General features: G+C 43.6%; 11 protein-coding genes and 4 tRNA genes. 11 read left to right on the forward strand and 4 right to left on the reverse strand.

Annotation, left to right across the window (positions count from 1 at the left end):
• The first annotated feature begins 35 nt into the window (after nt 1-35).
• Entirely contained in the window at nt 36-1055 is a 1020-nt protein-coding gene (hemH, locus tag ACHUET_RS02355; protein WP_371533193.1) for a ferrochelatase, read from the forward strand.
• 114 nt (nt 1056-1169) lie between these two features.
• On the opposite strand, the gene ACHUET_RS02360 is transcribed toward hemH, so the two are convergent.
• From ACHUET_RS02360 to ACHUET_RS02375, 4 genes are all read right to left on the reverse strand, one after another.
• Nucleotides 1170-1520 (reverse strand): hypothetical protein, encoded by a 351-nt coding sequence (locus tag ACHUET_RS02360; protein ID WP_394210300.1) that lies wholly within the window; start codon nt 1518-1520, stop codon nt 1170-1172.
• Nucleotides 1521-1784: 264 nt separating this feature from the next.
• Nucleotides 1785-2321, reverse strand: coding sequence for a hypothetical protein (locus tag ACHUET_RS02365; RefSeq protein WP_394210302.1), 537 nt, complete (start codon nt 2319-2321; stop codon nt 1785-1787).
• A gap of 256 nt (nt 2322-2577) precedes the next feature.
• Nucleotides 2578-5556 (reverse strand): DNA polymerase I, encoded by a 2979-nt coding sequence (polA, locus tag ACHUET_RS02370; RefSeq protein ID WP_394210304.1) that lies wholly within the window; start codon nt 5554-5556, stop codon nt 2578-2580.
• Nucleotides 5557-5763: 207 nt separating this feature from the next.
• A complete protein-coding gene (locus tag ACHUET_RS02375) occupies nt 5764-6177 on the reverse strand; it encodes an Ohr family peroxiredoxin (RefSeq protein WP_201600394.1) in 414 nt (137 codons plus the stop codon).
• Nucleotides 6178-6435: 258 nt separating this feature from the next.
• Between ACHUET_RS02375 and ACHUET_RS02380 the strand changes: the two genes are divergently transcribed.
• The 10 genes from ACHUET_RS02380 to ACHUET_RS02425 all read left to right on the forward strand — a co-directional run bounded on the left by ACHUET_RS02380 (nt 6436) and on the right by ACHUET_RS02425 (nt 14532).
• Entirely contained in the window at nt 6436-7338 is a 903-nt protein-coding gene (locus ACHUET_RS02380; RefSeq protein ID WP_394210306.1) for a hypothetical protein, read from the forward strand.
• Between the two features lie 182 nt (nt 7339-7520).
• Nucleotides 7521-9116 (forward strand): peptide chain release factor 3, encoded by a 1596-nt coding sequence (locus ACHUET_RS02385; protein ID WP_201600390.1) that lies wholly within the window; start codon nt 7521-7523, stop codon nt 9114-9116.
• Nucleotides 9117-9342: 226 nt separating this feature from the next.
• Entirely contained in the window at nt 9343-10188 is an 846-nt protein-coding gene (locus ACHUET_RS02390) for an RsiV family protein (protein ID WP_394210308.1), read from the forward strand.
• A 116-nt stretch (nt 10189-10304) separates the two neighbouring features.
• Nucleotides 10305-11507: an FHA domain-containing protein gene (locus ACHUET_RS02395; RefSeq protein WP_394210310.1), complete on the forward strand. Its 1203-nt coding sequence runs from the start codon at nt 10305-10307 to the stop codon at nt 11505-11507.
• Between the two features lie 242 nt (nt 11508-11749).
• Nucleotides 11750-13246 (forward strand): anthranilate synthase component I, encoded by a 1497-nt coding sequence (gene trpE, locus ACHUET_RS02400; RefSeq protein ID WP_394210312.1) that lies wholly within the window; start codon nt 11750-11752, stop codon nt 13244-13246.
• 194 nt (nt 13247-13440) lie between these two features.
• Nucleotides 13441-13516: transfer RNA gene (locus ACHUET_RS02405), tRNA-Thr, on the forward strand.
• A 67-nt stretch (nt 13517-13583) separates the two neighbouring features.
• Nucleotides 13584-13667: transfer RNA gene (locus ACHUET_RS02410), tRNA-Tyr, on the forward strand.
• An 84-nt stretch (nt 13668-13751) separates the two neighbouring features.
• Nucleotides 13752-13825 (forward strand) — tRNA-Gly (locus tag ACHUET_RS02415).
• 103 nt (nt 13826-13928) lie between these two features.
• Nucleotides 13929-14003, forward strand: a tRNA-Thr gene (locus tag ACHUET_RS02420).
• 211 nt (nt 14004-14214) lie between these two features.
• Nucleotides 14215-14532, forward strand: a complete 318-nt coding sequence (locus tag ACHUET_RS02425) for a DUF6122 family protein (RefSeq protein WP_071002261.1) — start codon at nt 14215-14217, stop codon at nt 14530-14532.
• The last annotated feature ends 330 nt before the right edge of the window (nt 14533-14862 follow it).

The raw sequence follows: 14862 nt of genomic DNA on the forward strand, positions 1-14862 counted from the left end.
CTTATAATAACTTACTGCTGATAAATAGTGCTGCTATGAAACCTGAATTGCCTCCACGTATTGCTGTCCTGTTAGTCAACCTTGGTACGCCAGATGAGCCAACGGCACCCGCCGTACGTCGCTATCTCAAACAGTTTTTGTCAGATCCGCGAGTGATTGAGATTCCCAAGTTTTTGTGGGCAATTATCTTGAATTTGTTTGTCCTGCCGAGTCGTCCTAAGCGTGTGGCAAAGGCTTACGCCAGTATCTGGGAAGGTGATTCGCCGATTCGTAAGATATTAAAAAGCCAAGTTGAGCTACTAGAGCCGCGTCTGGCCAATAGCGTAGCGCCATTTCGCGTCTCTGTACATCCTGCGATGAGCTATGGTAATCCTGGACTGCCTGATGTCATGGATGCGTTGCGCGGAGAAGGGGTGGATCACTTTGTTATCTTACCTTTGTTTCCTCAGTACTCGGCCTCTTCAGGCGGCGCGGTATATGATGCGCTGACGAAGTGGACACTTAAGCAACGTAACTTGCCAAACTATACTATTGTCAAAGATTACTTTGCGCATCCACTATATATTCAGGCGCTAGCCAATTCTATTCGCCGTTTCCAAGAGAAGCATGGCAAGCCTGAGAAATTAATGTTTAGCTTTCACGGTATCCCGCAGCCCTATGCGGATAAAGGCGATCCTTATCCTAAGCGTTGTAAATGTACCGCTGCGCAAGTGGCACATGCACTCGGCCTAAAAGACGACGAATGGATCATCAGCTTCCAGTCGCGCTTTGGTAAGCAAGAGTGGGTAAAGCCGTATACTGATGTGGTATTGGAAGATTGGGGTAAATCTGGTGTGCGCTCGGTACAAGTGATTAGTCCTGCATTCTCAGCGGATTGTCTTGAGACGCTAGAAGAGTTAGCCATTGAGAACCGTGATAATTTCCTTAACGCGGGCGGGCAAGAGTATCACTATATTCCTGCGCTCAATCTTGATGAGACGCATATTGAGTTGCTTGAAGCATTGAGTTTGCCTCTTGTAAAAGGTTGGGCTGGCACGCTTGATGGTTGGGTTTAATCAGCTAAAACTCATATCTTTGTCAGTTAAATGAAATGTCATAAAAAAGCACGCTTAACGGTATTAAGCGTGCTTTTTTGCTCTAAAGAGTTATATCAACCGCGGTGCTAATTTCTAAAAATCATCGTCATTACTACGTTCTGCGGCATCTCTATCAGCAATATCCATGGTATCTGGATAATCATTGTCATCAAGATTATCCTGAACCAAAACTTCATCCACACGCGACTCATCAAGGTTTTGACGATGCATAGGAGTTAGTCCTTGGGTGGCATCACTACCGACTTCTGAATTATCAAACCCTGCACTGTTGTCAATCACATCATCGTTGTCGATAGTGTGCAACATCGGATTGTCTAAATCGACCAACTGGTTGTATTGATTGTCAGTGCTGTCATTATTGTCGCGGCGATTGCCATCGATATGATCCATCTCTTCTGGTAGTGGGTTCTTTGTGTTTTCCATAAGTCATTCCTTATTGTAATTATTAGCAGTAAATTTATTGCAAGAGCTATATAAGCGTTGCTCATAGCGACATTGATAATCTGTCCATAAGTTTGTACGATTATTGGGATTTTCACTAGTAGTAAGGTGTGACAGGATGTTCAAAAAATGTAAGGCGATTGCCAAAATGCAAAACGGCTACTCATACTGAGCAGCCGTGAGTTTTTATAAAATTGCTTAAAAGATCTTTGTTACTATGTCATTGAAAATATCGTAATTATAATTTTAATTATCAGCGTGTTTGAGCTCATAGTTTAATTTCTTCGCCAGACATGATTCATAATCAGCCAGTTTGAATCGCCATAAATACGTCAAAGCAATACCATAGATGACAGTCTCAGCCAATTCTTCGACAACTTCACCAAATGTATGCGGGAATATAATGGCGTTCTCGCCCATATATTGAATGATTGCCAGCGCGGTAACGATGAGGTAGAGCGAGACCGGCACATTCTTTAATACTGCCCAAAGATAATGTCTCGAATAGGCCAATAGACCGAGTGCAACGAGATAGATAACGGTCAGCACACTGTCTTCCCACCAGTCATAAGATTGATTTAAAAACGAGAAATCGCTCGGAACCAACAAATCTGGTAGATAGTTTAGCTCGCGACGAATGACAGCGACAAATATAAGCACAGAAGCTAACCAAAAGGCCTGAACTTGTTTGATGTGACTTTTTATAAAATATTGCGTGCAGCGTAGCAAGCAGATGAATAATAGGATAATACCGGGGGCTTCAATGATGCCATCTGAACTCAAAATAACTGGCTCCTGCGTATCAAAAAGAATGTGTCAAAAACAAAAAAGTGAGCCCGCAGGCTCACTCTAAACCGAAAAATATCTAACGAAATATGAATAATTTACTATGACGCTATTATAACCCAATATGGTAATAACAACGTCATAGAATATAACCAGATAGTCATAAGTGGTTGTTTATATAGATGATACAGTGGGTCTCAAAACTTATCTTGTCCTTAAGCTCGCTAGAGCCCTGAGTTGACCAAAGCAATAATTAATGCGCTTCATCCCAGTTTTGACCGCTATCAGTCTCGACCAGTAGTGGCACTGCAAAGTCGACATGCCAACCTTTATCTACGGCCGTAGTCGTCAAGACATCTTGCATGGCATCGGTAATCAATTGGCTAACCGCGTCTACCTTATCGGCATCCACTTCAAATACCAGTTCATCATGGACTTGCAGCAGCATTTTGGCTTGATCTTTTGGCAATACCTTGTCAACGGCAATCATGGCAAGCTTAATCAAATCAGCAGCGGAACCCTGTAGCGGCGCGTTAATTGCCGCGCGCTCAGCACCTTGCTTGACCATACGATTGCTATGATTAATATCCGGTGTATAGAGTTTACGGCCTAATATCGTCTCGACATAGCCTTGCTCGTACGCGCTAGCACGCGTATTGATCATATAGTTTTTGACACCTGGATAGCGCTCAAAGTACATATCGATATAGTCTTGCGCTTCACCGCGACTCATTTGTAGCTGCTTGGCAAGTCCAAAGGCACTCATCCCGTATAGCAGACCAAAGTTAATGGCTTTGGCATTACGACGTTCAGTTGGGGTAACGTCCACAACATCCTTGCCAAGCACTTCAGCGGCAGTCGCAGCATGAATATCTAACCCTTCGTTAAAGGCATGCGTCAAGTTCTTATCGCCTGAGAAATGCGCCATCAGTCGCAATTCAATTTGTGAGTAATCCGCTGCTAAGATCACGCGACCTTCTGGGGCGATAAAGGCTTGGCGAATCAGACGACCAGTGGCCGTACGAATCGGAATATTTTGTAAGTTGGGATCAGTTGATGACAGACGGCCAGTACTGGTGAGTGCCTGATGGTAACTGGTATGCACGCGATCCGTCTCAGCATCTGCAACATTATCCAGGGCATCGGTATAAGTGCTTTTGAGCTTAGATAACCCGCGATACTCTAAGGTAATATCGACTAGCGGGTGATCGATTTTCGATAGGACGGCTTCACCAGTCGAGTATTGACCAGACTTGGTTTTTTTACCGCCCGGCACGCCAAGTTTTTCAAACAGCATCTCGCCGAGCTGTTTAGGTGAGCCTAAGTTAAATTCTTCGCCTGCTACTTCATAAGCACGTTTTTCTAGCGCAATGATTTCTTCATCAAAGCGTTTTGATAGCTCGTTTAAGAAGGAGCGTTTGATGAGAATACCATGTGCTTCCATTTGGCAAAGGATCTCTGCCGTTGGAATCTCTAGTTCGTGGAGCAATTTGGCATTATTGGCATCGTTAGCCAGCTCAACGCTGAATACATCAAACAATTGATAGGTGATATCGGCATCTTCACACGCGTAGTCGCTCGCAATATCGATAGCCACTTGGTCAAAGGTGACTTGCTTAGCCCCTTTGCCCGCGACTTCCTCAAAGCTAATGGTCTGCGTTTGTAGATAATGGCGTGCCAAATCATCCATACCGTGGCGAGTGGCTGCCGCATTGATGACGTAGCTGGCAAGCATGGTATCCATCGCCCAGTTATTTGGCTGCTCATGTATGGCACCGACTAGATCGATATCATAATGCGCAAGGATATGCGCGTCATACTTTAGATGCTGACCAATTTTGCCAATATTAGGATTCTCTAGTACAGGTTTTAAGCGCGCTAATACCGTATCACGGTCAAGTTGTTTTGCTGTTAGCTCATCACCTTCTAAGCTGTGGGTGAGCGGGATATAATAGGCCTCGTGCGCTTGCAGGGCAAAAGACAAGCCGACGATTTGCGCGTCGCGCCAATGAACACTGGTGGTTTCGGTATCAATGACAAAGTGCGGAGCTGCTTCTAATAGTTCGACCAAGCTATCAAACGCAGGCTCATCGAGCACAGTATGCCACGCTTTATCCTGATGGTTATTGCCTGTCATATCACCGTCTTTGCTTGATTGCAGCGATTTGGCAACTTGCGCTTGTGACTCCGCGTTTGCTTGGCTATCAGCGACACTTTGCGAGCCGTTAGCCGGATGGTTTGGGTGATCAAGAGATGCCAGCTCGTTTCTAAACTCAAGCTCATTATACAATTCGCGCAGCTCATCTATATGCGCACAAGGATCGGTATTAATTTTTAAGTCGTTCCAGTCTTGGCCGATTTCTAAATTGGTGACGATGGTAGCGAGCTTTCTATTAAAAGGAATATCATCGGCATGCTCGATCAAGCCCTTAGCCCCGCGACCTTTGATAAAGCCAATATGCTTGAGCATGTTTTCGATATCACCGTACTCAACCAGCAAGTCTTTGGCGGTTTTTTTACCAATGCCCGGTACACCTTTGATACCGTCAGAGGCATCGCCCATGAGCGTCAAAAAATCAATCATTTGGTTTGGATTGATGCCGAACTTATCGATCACCGCTGGTGTATCCGTGACTTTACCAGTAAAGCTGTCTTCTAAGATGACGCAATCATTAACCAGCTGCATCATGTCTTTATCGCCGGTTGAGATGACGACATGGTGACCTTGCTCGACGGCACGATGGGCAAGTGTACCGATGATATCATCGGCCTCTGCGCCCTCAATACGTAACAGCGGAATACCTAAGGCGCTAACCAAACGATGAATATAAGGAATTTGCTCTACCAACTCTACATCGATAGGCGGACGAGCTGCTTTATAGTCAGACGACATATGATGGCGAAAAGTCGGTGATTTGGTATCGAAGCAGACGGCCATATGAGTAGGGTGATAACGACGCATGAGTTTGAGTAATGCGTTCAATGTGCCGCGTATTGCATTGGTAATTAGGCCCTGCGAGTTTTGCATGGTTTTTGGGAGAGCATGATAGGTGCGAAACAAATAATAAGAGCCGTCAACCAAGATAAATGGCGGCTGATCTTTGTCTACGTGACTGGTATCCATCAGCGCGACGTTAGGCATGTCGTCAAAATTTGGTAAGGTTTTAGGATCGAGTGCTTGATGGGAGTTGTGGTCGTTATCGGCAGTATTGTCAGCTATATTATCAGTCATAAAGGTCACTTATCAGCTATTAGATAAAAATATGCCCTTATTATAACGATAAAAACAGTGCGTGCCGAACTGCTTAACCGTTACGAGATGTTCTAGCAGTTTTATTTTTTCACCAAAATTTCAAACAAAAAAAGAACCCAGACCAGCTGAGTTCTTCTATAATTAATATATTCTTAATTAATCATTGATAATGAGTCTCATAATGCGTTATTTTACTTCTGAAGAGACTTCAACATCGATATTGCCGCGTGTGGCTTTAGAATATGGGCAGACGTCATGCGCCTTTTCAACCAGTTTTTGGATCTCATCAGCTGACAGGTCAGTATTATCGGCGATTACATGGATTTTTACTGAGAGTTTGTACTCGTGGTTGTCACCTTGTAACAGATCAACAGACGTTTCAGTTGTGGAACCAAAGCGTGCGTTTTCCATCTTTTTGACCACGCCAAGCGCTCCATCAAAGCAAGCACCGTAGCCCATAGCTAGCAATTGCTCAGGATTATTGCCTTTTTGATTGCCACCTGGTGGGGTCATGTTGATCTCAAGGTCGCTATCGCTCAAGGTTGCCGTACCCATACGACCGCCAGTAACAGTAGATTTAGTAGAATATAAAGTTTTCATAACACATCCTTTGTTGTGGTTTTTAGGTTTGAATAGTGAATCTAAATATGCAACTTAGGATAACAAATCATCAGCCCAGCTCAGTAAGTCGGTAGTAAATATTTACGACAAGTTTGTAAATATGACTTTCAGAGCCATCTACAATAACAGTAAATGCTGGTACTCATAAACAGAATGACCGAAGCCAGCCATGTGGTGGGTCATACTAACATCATCAAATTGGGTGATAAAAAATCTAAATCATAAGGACATTGTTCGATGAATAGAGTGGTTGCGATATCTGGTGTTTTCTTCTGGTCAATGCTTGCTTTGATAGGCTGCGAAGTAGATGACGGCAGTTACGGTTCTGATAGCGACAATATTACGCTGACGAGCTTTGCTAATAGTTACGATAGTAAGGCCAACGATACCGCCATTGCGCGCATCGATGAGACCTATCGCACAGGCGCACGCAACATCAAAACCACCAATCTCATTAACAGTTATAGCAACCAGAGCCTAAATGATTTAGACAGAACTGTGCTAGCAGATGATTTCGAAGGTCGACTCGAAAACAAAGACATCGAAGTCAATGGTCGCACAGTCAAACGTCCTATTTACGAAAAAAACAGTAATAACAAACTAGGCTACGAAACCACCTATCAAACACTCAACTTGTCCGGTTTAACGACCCGCAGTTACAGTGCTGGCACGAATATCGAAGACCGCCGAGGTATTCTCACCGATTTGAGTAATTACTCTAATATCCCCTCTAATGTTGCGTTTCCAGAAGGCTCCGTTTGTTATATTCCAGTCGTAACAAGTGAGCGCTCGTTTTTGGCTTTCAACGACAAAAACAAGACAGGCTATTCGTCATTGGAGAAATGGATCGACGCTGCCAAACAACGCTTTAGTGACGACAGAGATCATAGAACCTCTCAATTTGGTGTTGGTATAGCAAATAAGCAAAAAGCGGCGCAAGTGATGTTCTTTGAATACAAAAATCAACCTGCCTATGAATATAGTGGCGTTGAGTATGGAAAGGATATCTATGAGGCAAATTATGTTGCCAAAGGTAGCACCGACCCGAATATAGATAGCCGCTTTGGCGTGGTAGATTGTACGCTTGTTAATGAGGTCGCAGGAGACTTCTTAGCTGAGCAAATCAAGCGCTATTATTAGAATCAAGCAAGCCCTACGCTGACGGTTAAAAATTTTGTTAACACGCTTTGTCTGATTGATAGAGCGTGTTTTTTTATACGCTAACTCTGCACCCTAACGCTAAATCGGCTACAATACGCTCATTATTGATTCTATTTATTTAGATTAACTTCTAAATGACACAACTATTGAAGCTGAAAATTATGAGCGTAGATCCAAAAAAACTAACCAAAGAAGTGGCCAAGCGCCGCACCTTTGCCATTATCTCGCATCCCGATGCCGGTAAGACCACCATGACCGAAAAGCTGCTGTTATGGGGACAAGCGATTCAGGTAGTGGGCGAAGTCAAAGGCCGTAAGACCGATCGTCATGCCACTTCGGACTGGATGAGTATGGAGCAAGAGCGTGGTATCTCAATCACCACGTCTGTCATGCAGTTCCCGTACAAAGACCACATGGTCAACCTACTAGATACCCCAGGTCACGCTGACTTTAGTGAAGATACTTATCGTACCTTGACCGCAGTGGATAGTGCATTGATGATGGTGGATGGCGCAAAAGGTGTCGAAGAACGAACCATCAAGCTGATGGAAGTTTGTCGCATGCGCGATACGCCAATCATTTCGTTCGTCAACAAGCTCGATCGCCAGATTCGTGAGCCACTTGAGCTACTGAGTGAAATCGAAGCAGTACTAAAGATTAAATGCGTGCCAGTCACGTGGCCGATTGGTATGGGACAGGATTTTGTTGGGGTGTATCACCTTGCAGAAAACAAAACCTACTTATACGAGAAAGGCAATGGCGGTAAGATGACCGTCTCTGAAACTCGTGAGGGTTATGATTACCCTGATATTCGTGAGCGTCTCGGGCAGTTGATGTTTGATGCTTTTGAGGAGTCGCTCGAGCTGGTACAGATGGCGCTAGAAGAGTTCAGCGTTGACGCGTTTTTAGCGGGCGAGATGACGCCAGTATTGTTTGGCACGGCATTGGGTAACTTTGGTGTCAACATGGTACTCGATACCTTAGTCAAATACGCGCCGCCACCAAAGGCCCATCCAACGACTGAGCGTAAAGTATCAGCAACCGAGACCGATTTCACAGGTTTTGTTTTTAAGATTCAGGCAAATATGGATCCGCGTCACCGTGACCGCATCGCCTTCTTGCGCGTGTGCTCTGGCAAGTACGAGAAGGGCATGAAAATGAAGCACGTGCGTCTGGGTAAAGACGTCCGTATTGCTGATGCGCTGACCTTTTTGGCAGGCGACCGCGAGGCGCTAGAAGAAGCTTATCCGGGCGATATCATTGGTTTGCACAACCACGGAACGATCTCTATCGGCGATAGCTTCACTGAAGGCGAGGAATTGAGCTTTACCGGTATTCCTCATTTTGCCCCAGAATTGTTCCGCCGTGTGGTGCTAAAAGATCCGCTTAAATCAAAAGCCCTACAAAAAGGACTGCAGCAGTTAAGCGAAGAGGGTGCCACACAGGTGTTTATGCCGCAGATTAACAATGACTTGGTCTTGGGTGCGGTTGGTGTTTTACAGTTTGAAGTGGTCGCGCATCGTCTAAAAGAAGAGTACAAAGTACAATGTACCTTTGAGCCGGTATCGATTGCCACCGTGCGCTGGATTCACTGTGATGATGAAGTAGCCTTGGCGAAGTTCAAGAAAAAAGCCCATGACCAATTATCATTAGATGGTGGTGGTTATTTGACTTACCTTGCGCCATCACGTGTCAACTTACAGTTGATGCAAGATCGTTATCCAGAAATCACCTTTAGCAGCACGCGTGAGCATTAAAACGACTGTTATCAAATCAGCCGTATCACTGTATTGTTCATTGATTAAGACACGCTAGCCGTGTCTTTTTTATTGTCTGTTATTTATGCGGCAAATGAGTCAAAAGAGGTTTTGAGTGATTAGCAACACTTCATAAACACAAACAGTGTTCCTACAATACAGCGTCATTGTTACGGTAGAATGTTAAACAATAATTTATATTTATAAAAAGGGATGTATGAAAGCTATGATTCAATCTCATCTTAATAGGTTCACACTGACGCATATTTATTCAGGCAGAGTAGGGCGTATACGGCGAATTGGTCTCTTAGCAAGCGGTTTACTGATGGGTGCCGCTAGTCTGTCCGCAAATGCAGGTAGCCTGATCAGCTCAACAGAGTATCTCAATTATCAGTTACCAGAAAAAATTCAAAAGATGTGCACTGAGCGCGATAATTGCCCAGAAATTGAGGTTAAATATCTTAAAACTAATCATGGCTGGATAAATAAAACAGTCAATGCACGTATCGATAATTTGGTGGTGAATAGCAAGCCAACAGAAGCAGCGCCAATTAAAACGCCAAGCACTCAAGCAGAGGTTACCGCTGCGATCAATGATTTTGCGGCATCACAGTTTCAAGATATGCCTGAAGAGGTTTCTTGGGCTTATAGTTTGATGGTGACGCCTGATTACTTGGGTCATGTTAATAACTTTGAGCTGTTCGAAATCAACTCCTACGTCTTTACTGGTGGTGCACACGGCATGCCTTATAGCGAGTATCTAACGTTTGATTTGACGACCAAAAAACAAGTTACCCTTGATGACATGCTGATCAAAGGCAAAAAGCCTCGTTTTGAAGCACTCGCGAATGAGGCGTACAAAGCATGGGTTAAAACGGTCGCCGATGATGTCAGTAGCTATGAGCAGAGCTGGCCGTTTATGCTGAGCGACAATGTGACCTTAACAGAGACAGGGATCAACATTCGTTATCAGCACTATTCTATCGGCCCATATGCCTACGGTATGCCTGTATTGAGCATCCCGTATAGTCAGCTTGATAAAGTCATCAAGCCTCACTTTATACCAAAATAGATCAAACACATGACCACTGATTATGCTCTCTATCATAGAGTGGTCAGTGAATAAAAATTGACAGTAATTTGCTTAAAATCGTTTGAAAATTAATAGAAAAAATAAGGAATGATAGCATGACGAACAATACAGATAGCGTGAGCACGACAGCAGAGATGAATACTTGGCAACTAAATGCGTTAACAGAGGCGCTGGGTGATCTGACGCTGACAGTCAATGACAGCTTGTCTATTGGTCGTGGCAGTGATAATGACGTGGTACTAGGCAGTAAGCAAGTATCTCGCAATCATGCCATTCTAAGCATACTTGATGGTCAGTTATACGTAAAAGATTTGGACTCTTCTAACGGTACCTTTATCAACGATCAACGTATCGCGGGCAACGAATCAAGCCTTCTACAGGCTGAGGATACGCTTGGATTTGCAAGCTTTAGCTTTCAGGTACAAGCGCCTGTCGCTGCTAAAGCAGATGAGACACTAGAGCCAGTCACAACAGCAGCTGCAGTAAGTAATGTCAGTGATGAGACTGCCCCAGTAGAAGCCACTGAGAATTTGCACGACGAATATATCATCGAAGAACATATCGTCAGCGAGCCAATCGTAAAGCAAACGAATATTGAAGAGATTTTACCCGCTGCAGAAGATACAGAAACGTCACCTGTCGATACTACTTCAGACACCGTAATAGATTCAGCAAGTTCGCCTGTAGTTGACAGAGCGGAAGTGGCTGAATCAGCGCCTCAAGAGTCTCAAGAGCCAGTAGTCAAAGAGACAGGTATCGACGATGTCTTGTCGGCCGCAGAAAGTGCTATGCCTGCATCGATTGAAGCAGCATCAGAAGAGTCAGAGCCTGTATCTGAAACGCCTGTATCTGAGACATCTGTATCAGCAGCAACTGAGTCAACTGTAACGGAGTCAGAAGCTGTGACCACTACAGAGCCGTTGACCCCAACAGTATCTACTGATGATGCACCATCAGTATCGCAGCCAACAATAAGTGAAAAACCAGTAGCAAATGAAGAGCCTGTAGTAAGTGAAGAGCACGACAAAACGACAAAAACTGAATTACAAGAAGAAGCCGATCCTGAGGTCTTAAAAGCCAAGCAAGCAGCGACCGCGCAATTTTCGGGTACGGCCAATTTAGGGCAGGCTCATGATCTTGGTACTGAAGGCAATAATGCCATGGATCAAGAAATCAGTAATCCAGCTCATACAGGACAAGTAGAGAAAAAATCTAGCGGTGGTTGGTTTATATGGGTATTTGCTGCCATTTTGATTATTGGTTTGGCATTATGGCTATTTAACATGGGCGTTATGTAGTTACATGACATCTATCCGTAGTTTGAATACGATCGTTTATCCATAGCTATCCTGCTTGGTAAGCAGTCCGTTACCTCAGTTAATTTATGGGGGTTGAGGGCTGAACTTAACTGCTGTATAAGTCGTCATTCAAGCAAACTGCTTTTTATAGCGCCAACATTCGAATACGGTGTTGGCGCTATATTTTATGGTTCAGTCCACTGTTTTACTTTTTGCCATTCTGCTACTAAGAGAGCGTTACTATGATGACTTTCCAAGAATATCAAGCGTTTAAAGATCGGGGGTTTAGTCATGCACCCTTAGTAAAAAAACGTTTGATGGATGCACAGACGCCAGTGTCTGTATTTTCCAAAGTACGTGATTTAAACGGCTCTGCATATTTGTTTGAGTCTGTGGTAGGCGGTGAGCGCTGGGCAAGATACTCGATGATCGGTCTGGGTAGTGACCTTATTTTACAGTACGCTGATGGCAATATGACCACCAAGCGGAACGATCATATCGATACAGAAGCAGTAGAGAATCCTTTTGATTATATCCGTCAGCTGATGGCACAGTATCAGATGCCGACCGCTGAAGATGTGCCCACCATGCCAAGCTTTAGCGGCGGCCTAGTCGGTTACTTTGGTTACGACATGGTACGTGTCATTGAGCCTAGTGTGGGCCTATCTGATGCACCCAATCCGATGTCGATGCCAGATATGTGGCTGATGCTTTCGATGAGTGTCATTGTTTTTGATAATTTAGAAAATACCTTATCGATCATCGTCTATGCTGACTGTCAAACCGAGGAGGGCTACAGCTTAGCTATCCGTGAGTTAGAAAAAATCGAAGAGAAGTTGGCAGAACCGTCTAATTTGTCCGCACCAGTGATGCCCACACCAAAATTCATCTCGCAAACCGGTATGGAAAAGTACTGTAGCGACGTTAAGAAAATAAAAGACTATATCGCAGCAGGCGACGTCATGCAGGTGGTTCCAGCACAGCGGTTGACAGCAGATTACACAGGCGACTCTCTAGCTGTTTATCGTGCACTACGCTATCTAAATCCATCGCCGTATCTGTTTCTGGTGCATGGTTATACGCTTGATGATCACAAACGCTTTGATATCATTGGCGCTTCTCCTGAAATCCTGTCTCGTATCGAAAACGGCAAAGTCACTGTAAGGCCACTGGCAGGGACACGTAAGCGAGGTCAGGACGAAGCGGAGGATCTGGCACTTGAACAAGAGCTGCTCAATGATGAAAAAGAGACTGCCGAGCACTTGATGCTTATTGATTTGGGTCGCAATGATATCGGCCGTGTTTGTGAATATGGCAGTGTCAAAGTCACAGAAAAGATGTTTATTGAGCGCTACTCACAAGTGATGCACATTGCGTCCAATGTGGAAGGTACGATAAGGTCTGATAAAGATGCGCTAGATGTATTTTGTGCTACGTTTCCAGCGGGTACACTATCAGGCGCGCCCAAGATTCGTGCGATGCAAATCATTGACGAGATAGAGCCAGTACGTCGAACGGTATTTGGTGGTTCAGTGGGCTATCTAGGTTGGAATGGCAATATGGATACCGCCATTGCTATTCGTACAGCAGTGATGCGCCGCGGTGAAATCCATATCCAAGCAGGCGCAGGTGTTGTTGCTGATTCTGTACCGGAAGCGGAGTGGGATGAAACCAATAAAAAAGCATTGGCATTGGTCAAAGCGGTAAAAATGGCCTGTAATGGACTACGCATTCGCTAGTTATATAGCCAGCTATGCAGCGCATATAATCACAATAGATCAGAAAAGCAATTACGTTGTTATTTTTCTATCAAAAAAATAATAACGTAATCAGTAGCTTAAATATTATTATTAAAATAATTGAAAAAAAGATAAAAAAGGGCTTGCGCATCTCAAAATATTTGATAGAATAGCCACCACTTTAGAGAGAACAAGCCGACTTAGCTCAGTTGGTAGAGCAACTGACTTGTAATCAGTAGGTCGCCAGTTCGATCCCGGCAGTCGGCACCATCTCTTTTAAAGTAGCTTTTTATGAATTTGTCTTAAATGAAAGTCATTTTTGTTCAAAGCACCCTTAGGTGGGATTGGGGAGCGGTCAAACCCAACAGACTGTAAATCTGTCGCGAAAGCTTCGAAGGTTCGAATCCTTCTCCCACCACCATATTTTTTAAAAGTTTGTTATAGCGCCAAGCATGCTCTATATAGTTTCTAACTCTCAACTAGAGTTATTAAGATTAGAGTAAATGCGGGTGTGGTATAATGGTAACACCTTAGCCTTCCAAGCTAATGACGCGGGTTCGATTCCCGCCACCCGCTCCATATATACACCATCGCAAAGCCTATTAATTATTCATCACGACATCAGTTATTATTACTGTATCGTGATATTTTTTTTAGTGCAGCTCAAAGGTTTACACTATACGCTCATATAGCTCAGCGGTAGAGCACTCCCTTGGTAAGGGAGAGGTCTCGAGTTCAATTCTCGATATGAGCTCCATTTATTATGTAAACCCTCTATGCTTGTTTTGCTATTTATATATAGCTTTGCGTCGATATCGAAAATATAAAATATTGAAACATATAAAATTAGTACGACAGGTAATGATTTAAAGGTGACACTGAGGTGTTGCCTTTTAGTGCTGTCAGCATATTAATAAATATTGTTTTTAATGATTCGATATCAACAGAATTAAAACTGGTAGACGAGTATGCAAACGTTTATACATTACTTTTTGCATTTTGGTTTCCCTCTCGTTATCGCAGTTGTGTTTTTTAAGAAAGAGTGGAAAAAAGCATATCTGATATTGCTCGCGACTATGTTAGTTGATTTGGATCACTTAGTAGCAGACCCGATCTTTCAGGCTAATAGATGTAGCATTAATTTCCATCCGCTACATACGTATTATGCAATGCTGGTATATGTTGCTTTACTCTTTTTTCGTAAGCCTTTTAACATTATTGGAATTGGATTGCTTTTTCATATGTTAACGGATTTTACGGATTGTTTGATGATGTCGTCTAGCTGATATAATAGCTTTGTACATCGAGCCGTTAAACGGTTATAAGTAGTAGCATGTTTGAGACCTCTTTAGACAATAGAAAAATAGGTTTCGAGCAAGAGATGTATGACTATTGAAGATAAGTCGGCGTATAATAACGGATACAAAAATTAGTTCGAAGTGCTGTTTGATAAGAAGCAGTGGTTCGTGCGGTTGATAGCTAGGTTTATGATGAGTTAGTTTTATTATGAGCCATTAAACAGCTTTTTATTGATCATTCACCAAAAAAAAGAGGAAATACCCATGGCAAAGGCCAAGTTTGAACGTAGCAAGCCACACGTCAACGTCGGTACCATC

This window comes from Psychrobacter piscatorii, from assembly GCF_043641605.1.
Taxonomy (GTDB): domain Bacteria; phylum Pseudomonadota; class Gammaproteobacteria; order Pseudomonadales; family Moraxellaceae; genus Psychrobacter; species Psychrobacter piscatorii_C.

Coding starts and splice junctions, on each gene's coding strand:
- hemH (WP_371533193.1), top strand. CDS start 36: ATGAAACCTGAATTGCCTCCACGTATTGCTGTCCTGTTAGTCAACCTT.
- ACHUET_RS02360 (WP_394210300.1), bottom strand. CDS start 1,520: ATGGAAAACACAAAGAACCCACTACCAGAAGAGATGGATCATATCGAT.
- polA (WP_394210304.1), bottom strand. CDS start 5,556: ATGACTGATAATATAGCTGACAATACTGCCGATAACGACCACAACTCC.
- ACHUET_RS02375 (WP_201600394.1), bottom strand. CDS start 6,177: ATGAAAACTTTATATTCTACTAAATCTACTGTTACTGGCGGTCGTATG.
- ACHUET_RS02380 (WP_394210306.1), top strand. CDS start 6,436: ATGAATAGAGTGGTTGCGATATCTGGTGTTTTCTTCTGGTCAATGCTT.
- ACHUET_RS02385 (WP_201600390.1), top strand. CDS start 7,521: ATGAGCGTAGATCCAAAAAAACTAACCAAAGAAGTGGCCAAGCGCCGC.
- ACHUET_RS02390 (WP_394210308.1), top strand. CDS start 9,343: ATGATTCAATCTCATCTTAATAGGTTCACACTGACGCATATTTATTCA.
- ACHUET_RS02395 (WP_394210310.1), top strand. CDS start 10,305: ATGACGAACAATACAGATAGCGTGAGCACGACAGCAGAGATGAATACT.
- trpE (WP_394210312.1), top strand. CDS start 11,750: ATGATGACTTTCCAAGAATATCAAGCGTTTAAAGATCGGGGGTTTAGT.
- ACHUET_RS02425 (WP_071002261.1), top strand. CDS start 14,215: ATGCAAACGTTTATACATTACTTTTTGCATTTTGGTTTCCCTCTCGTT.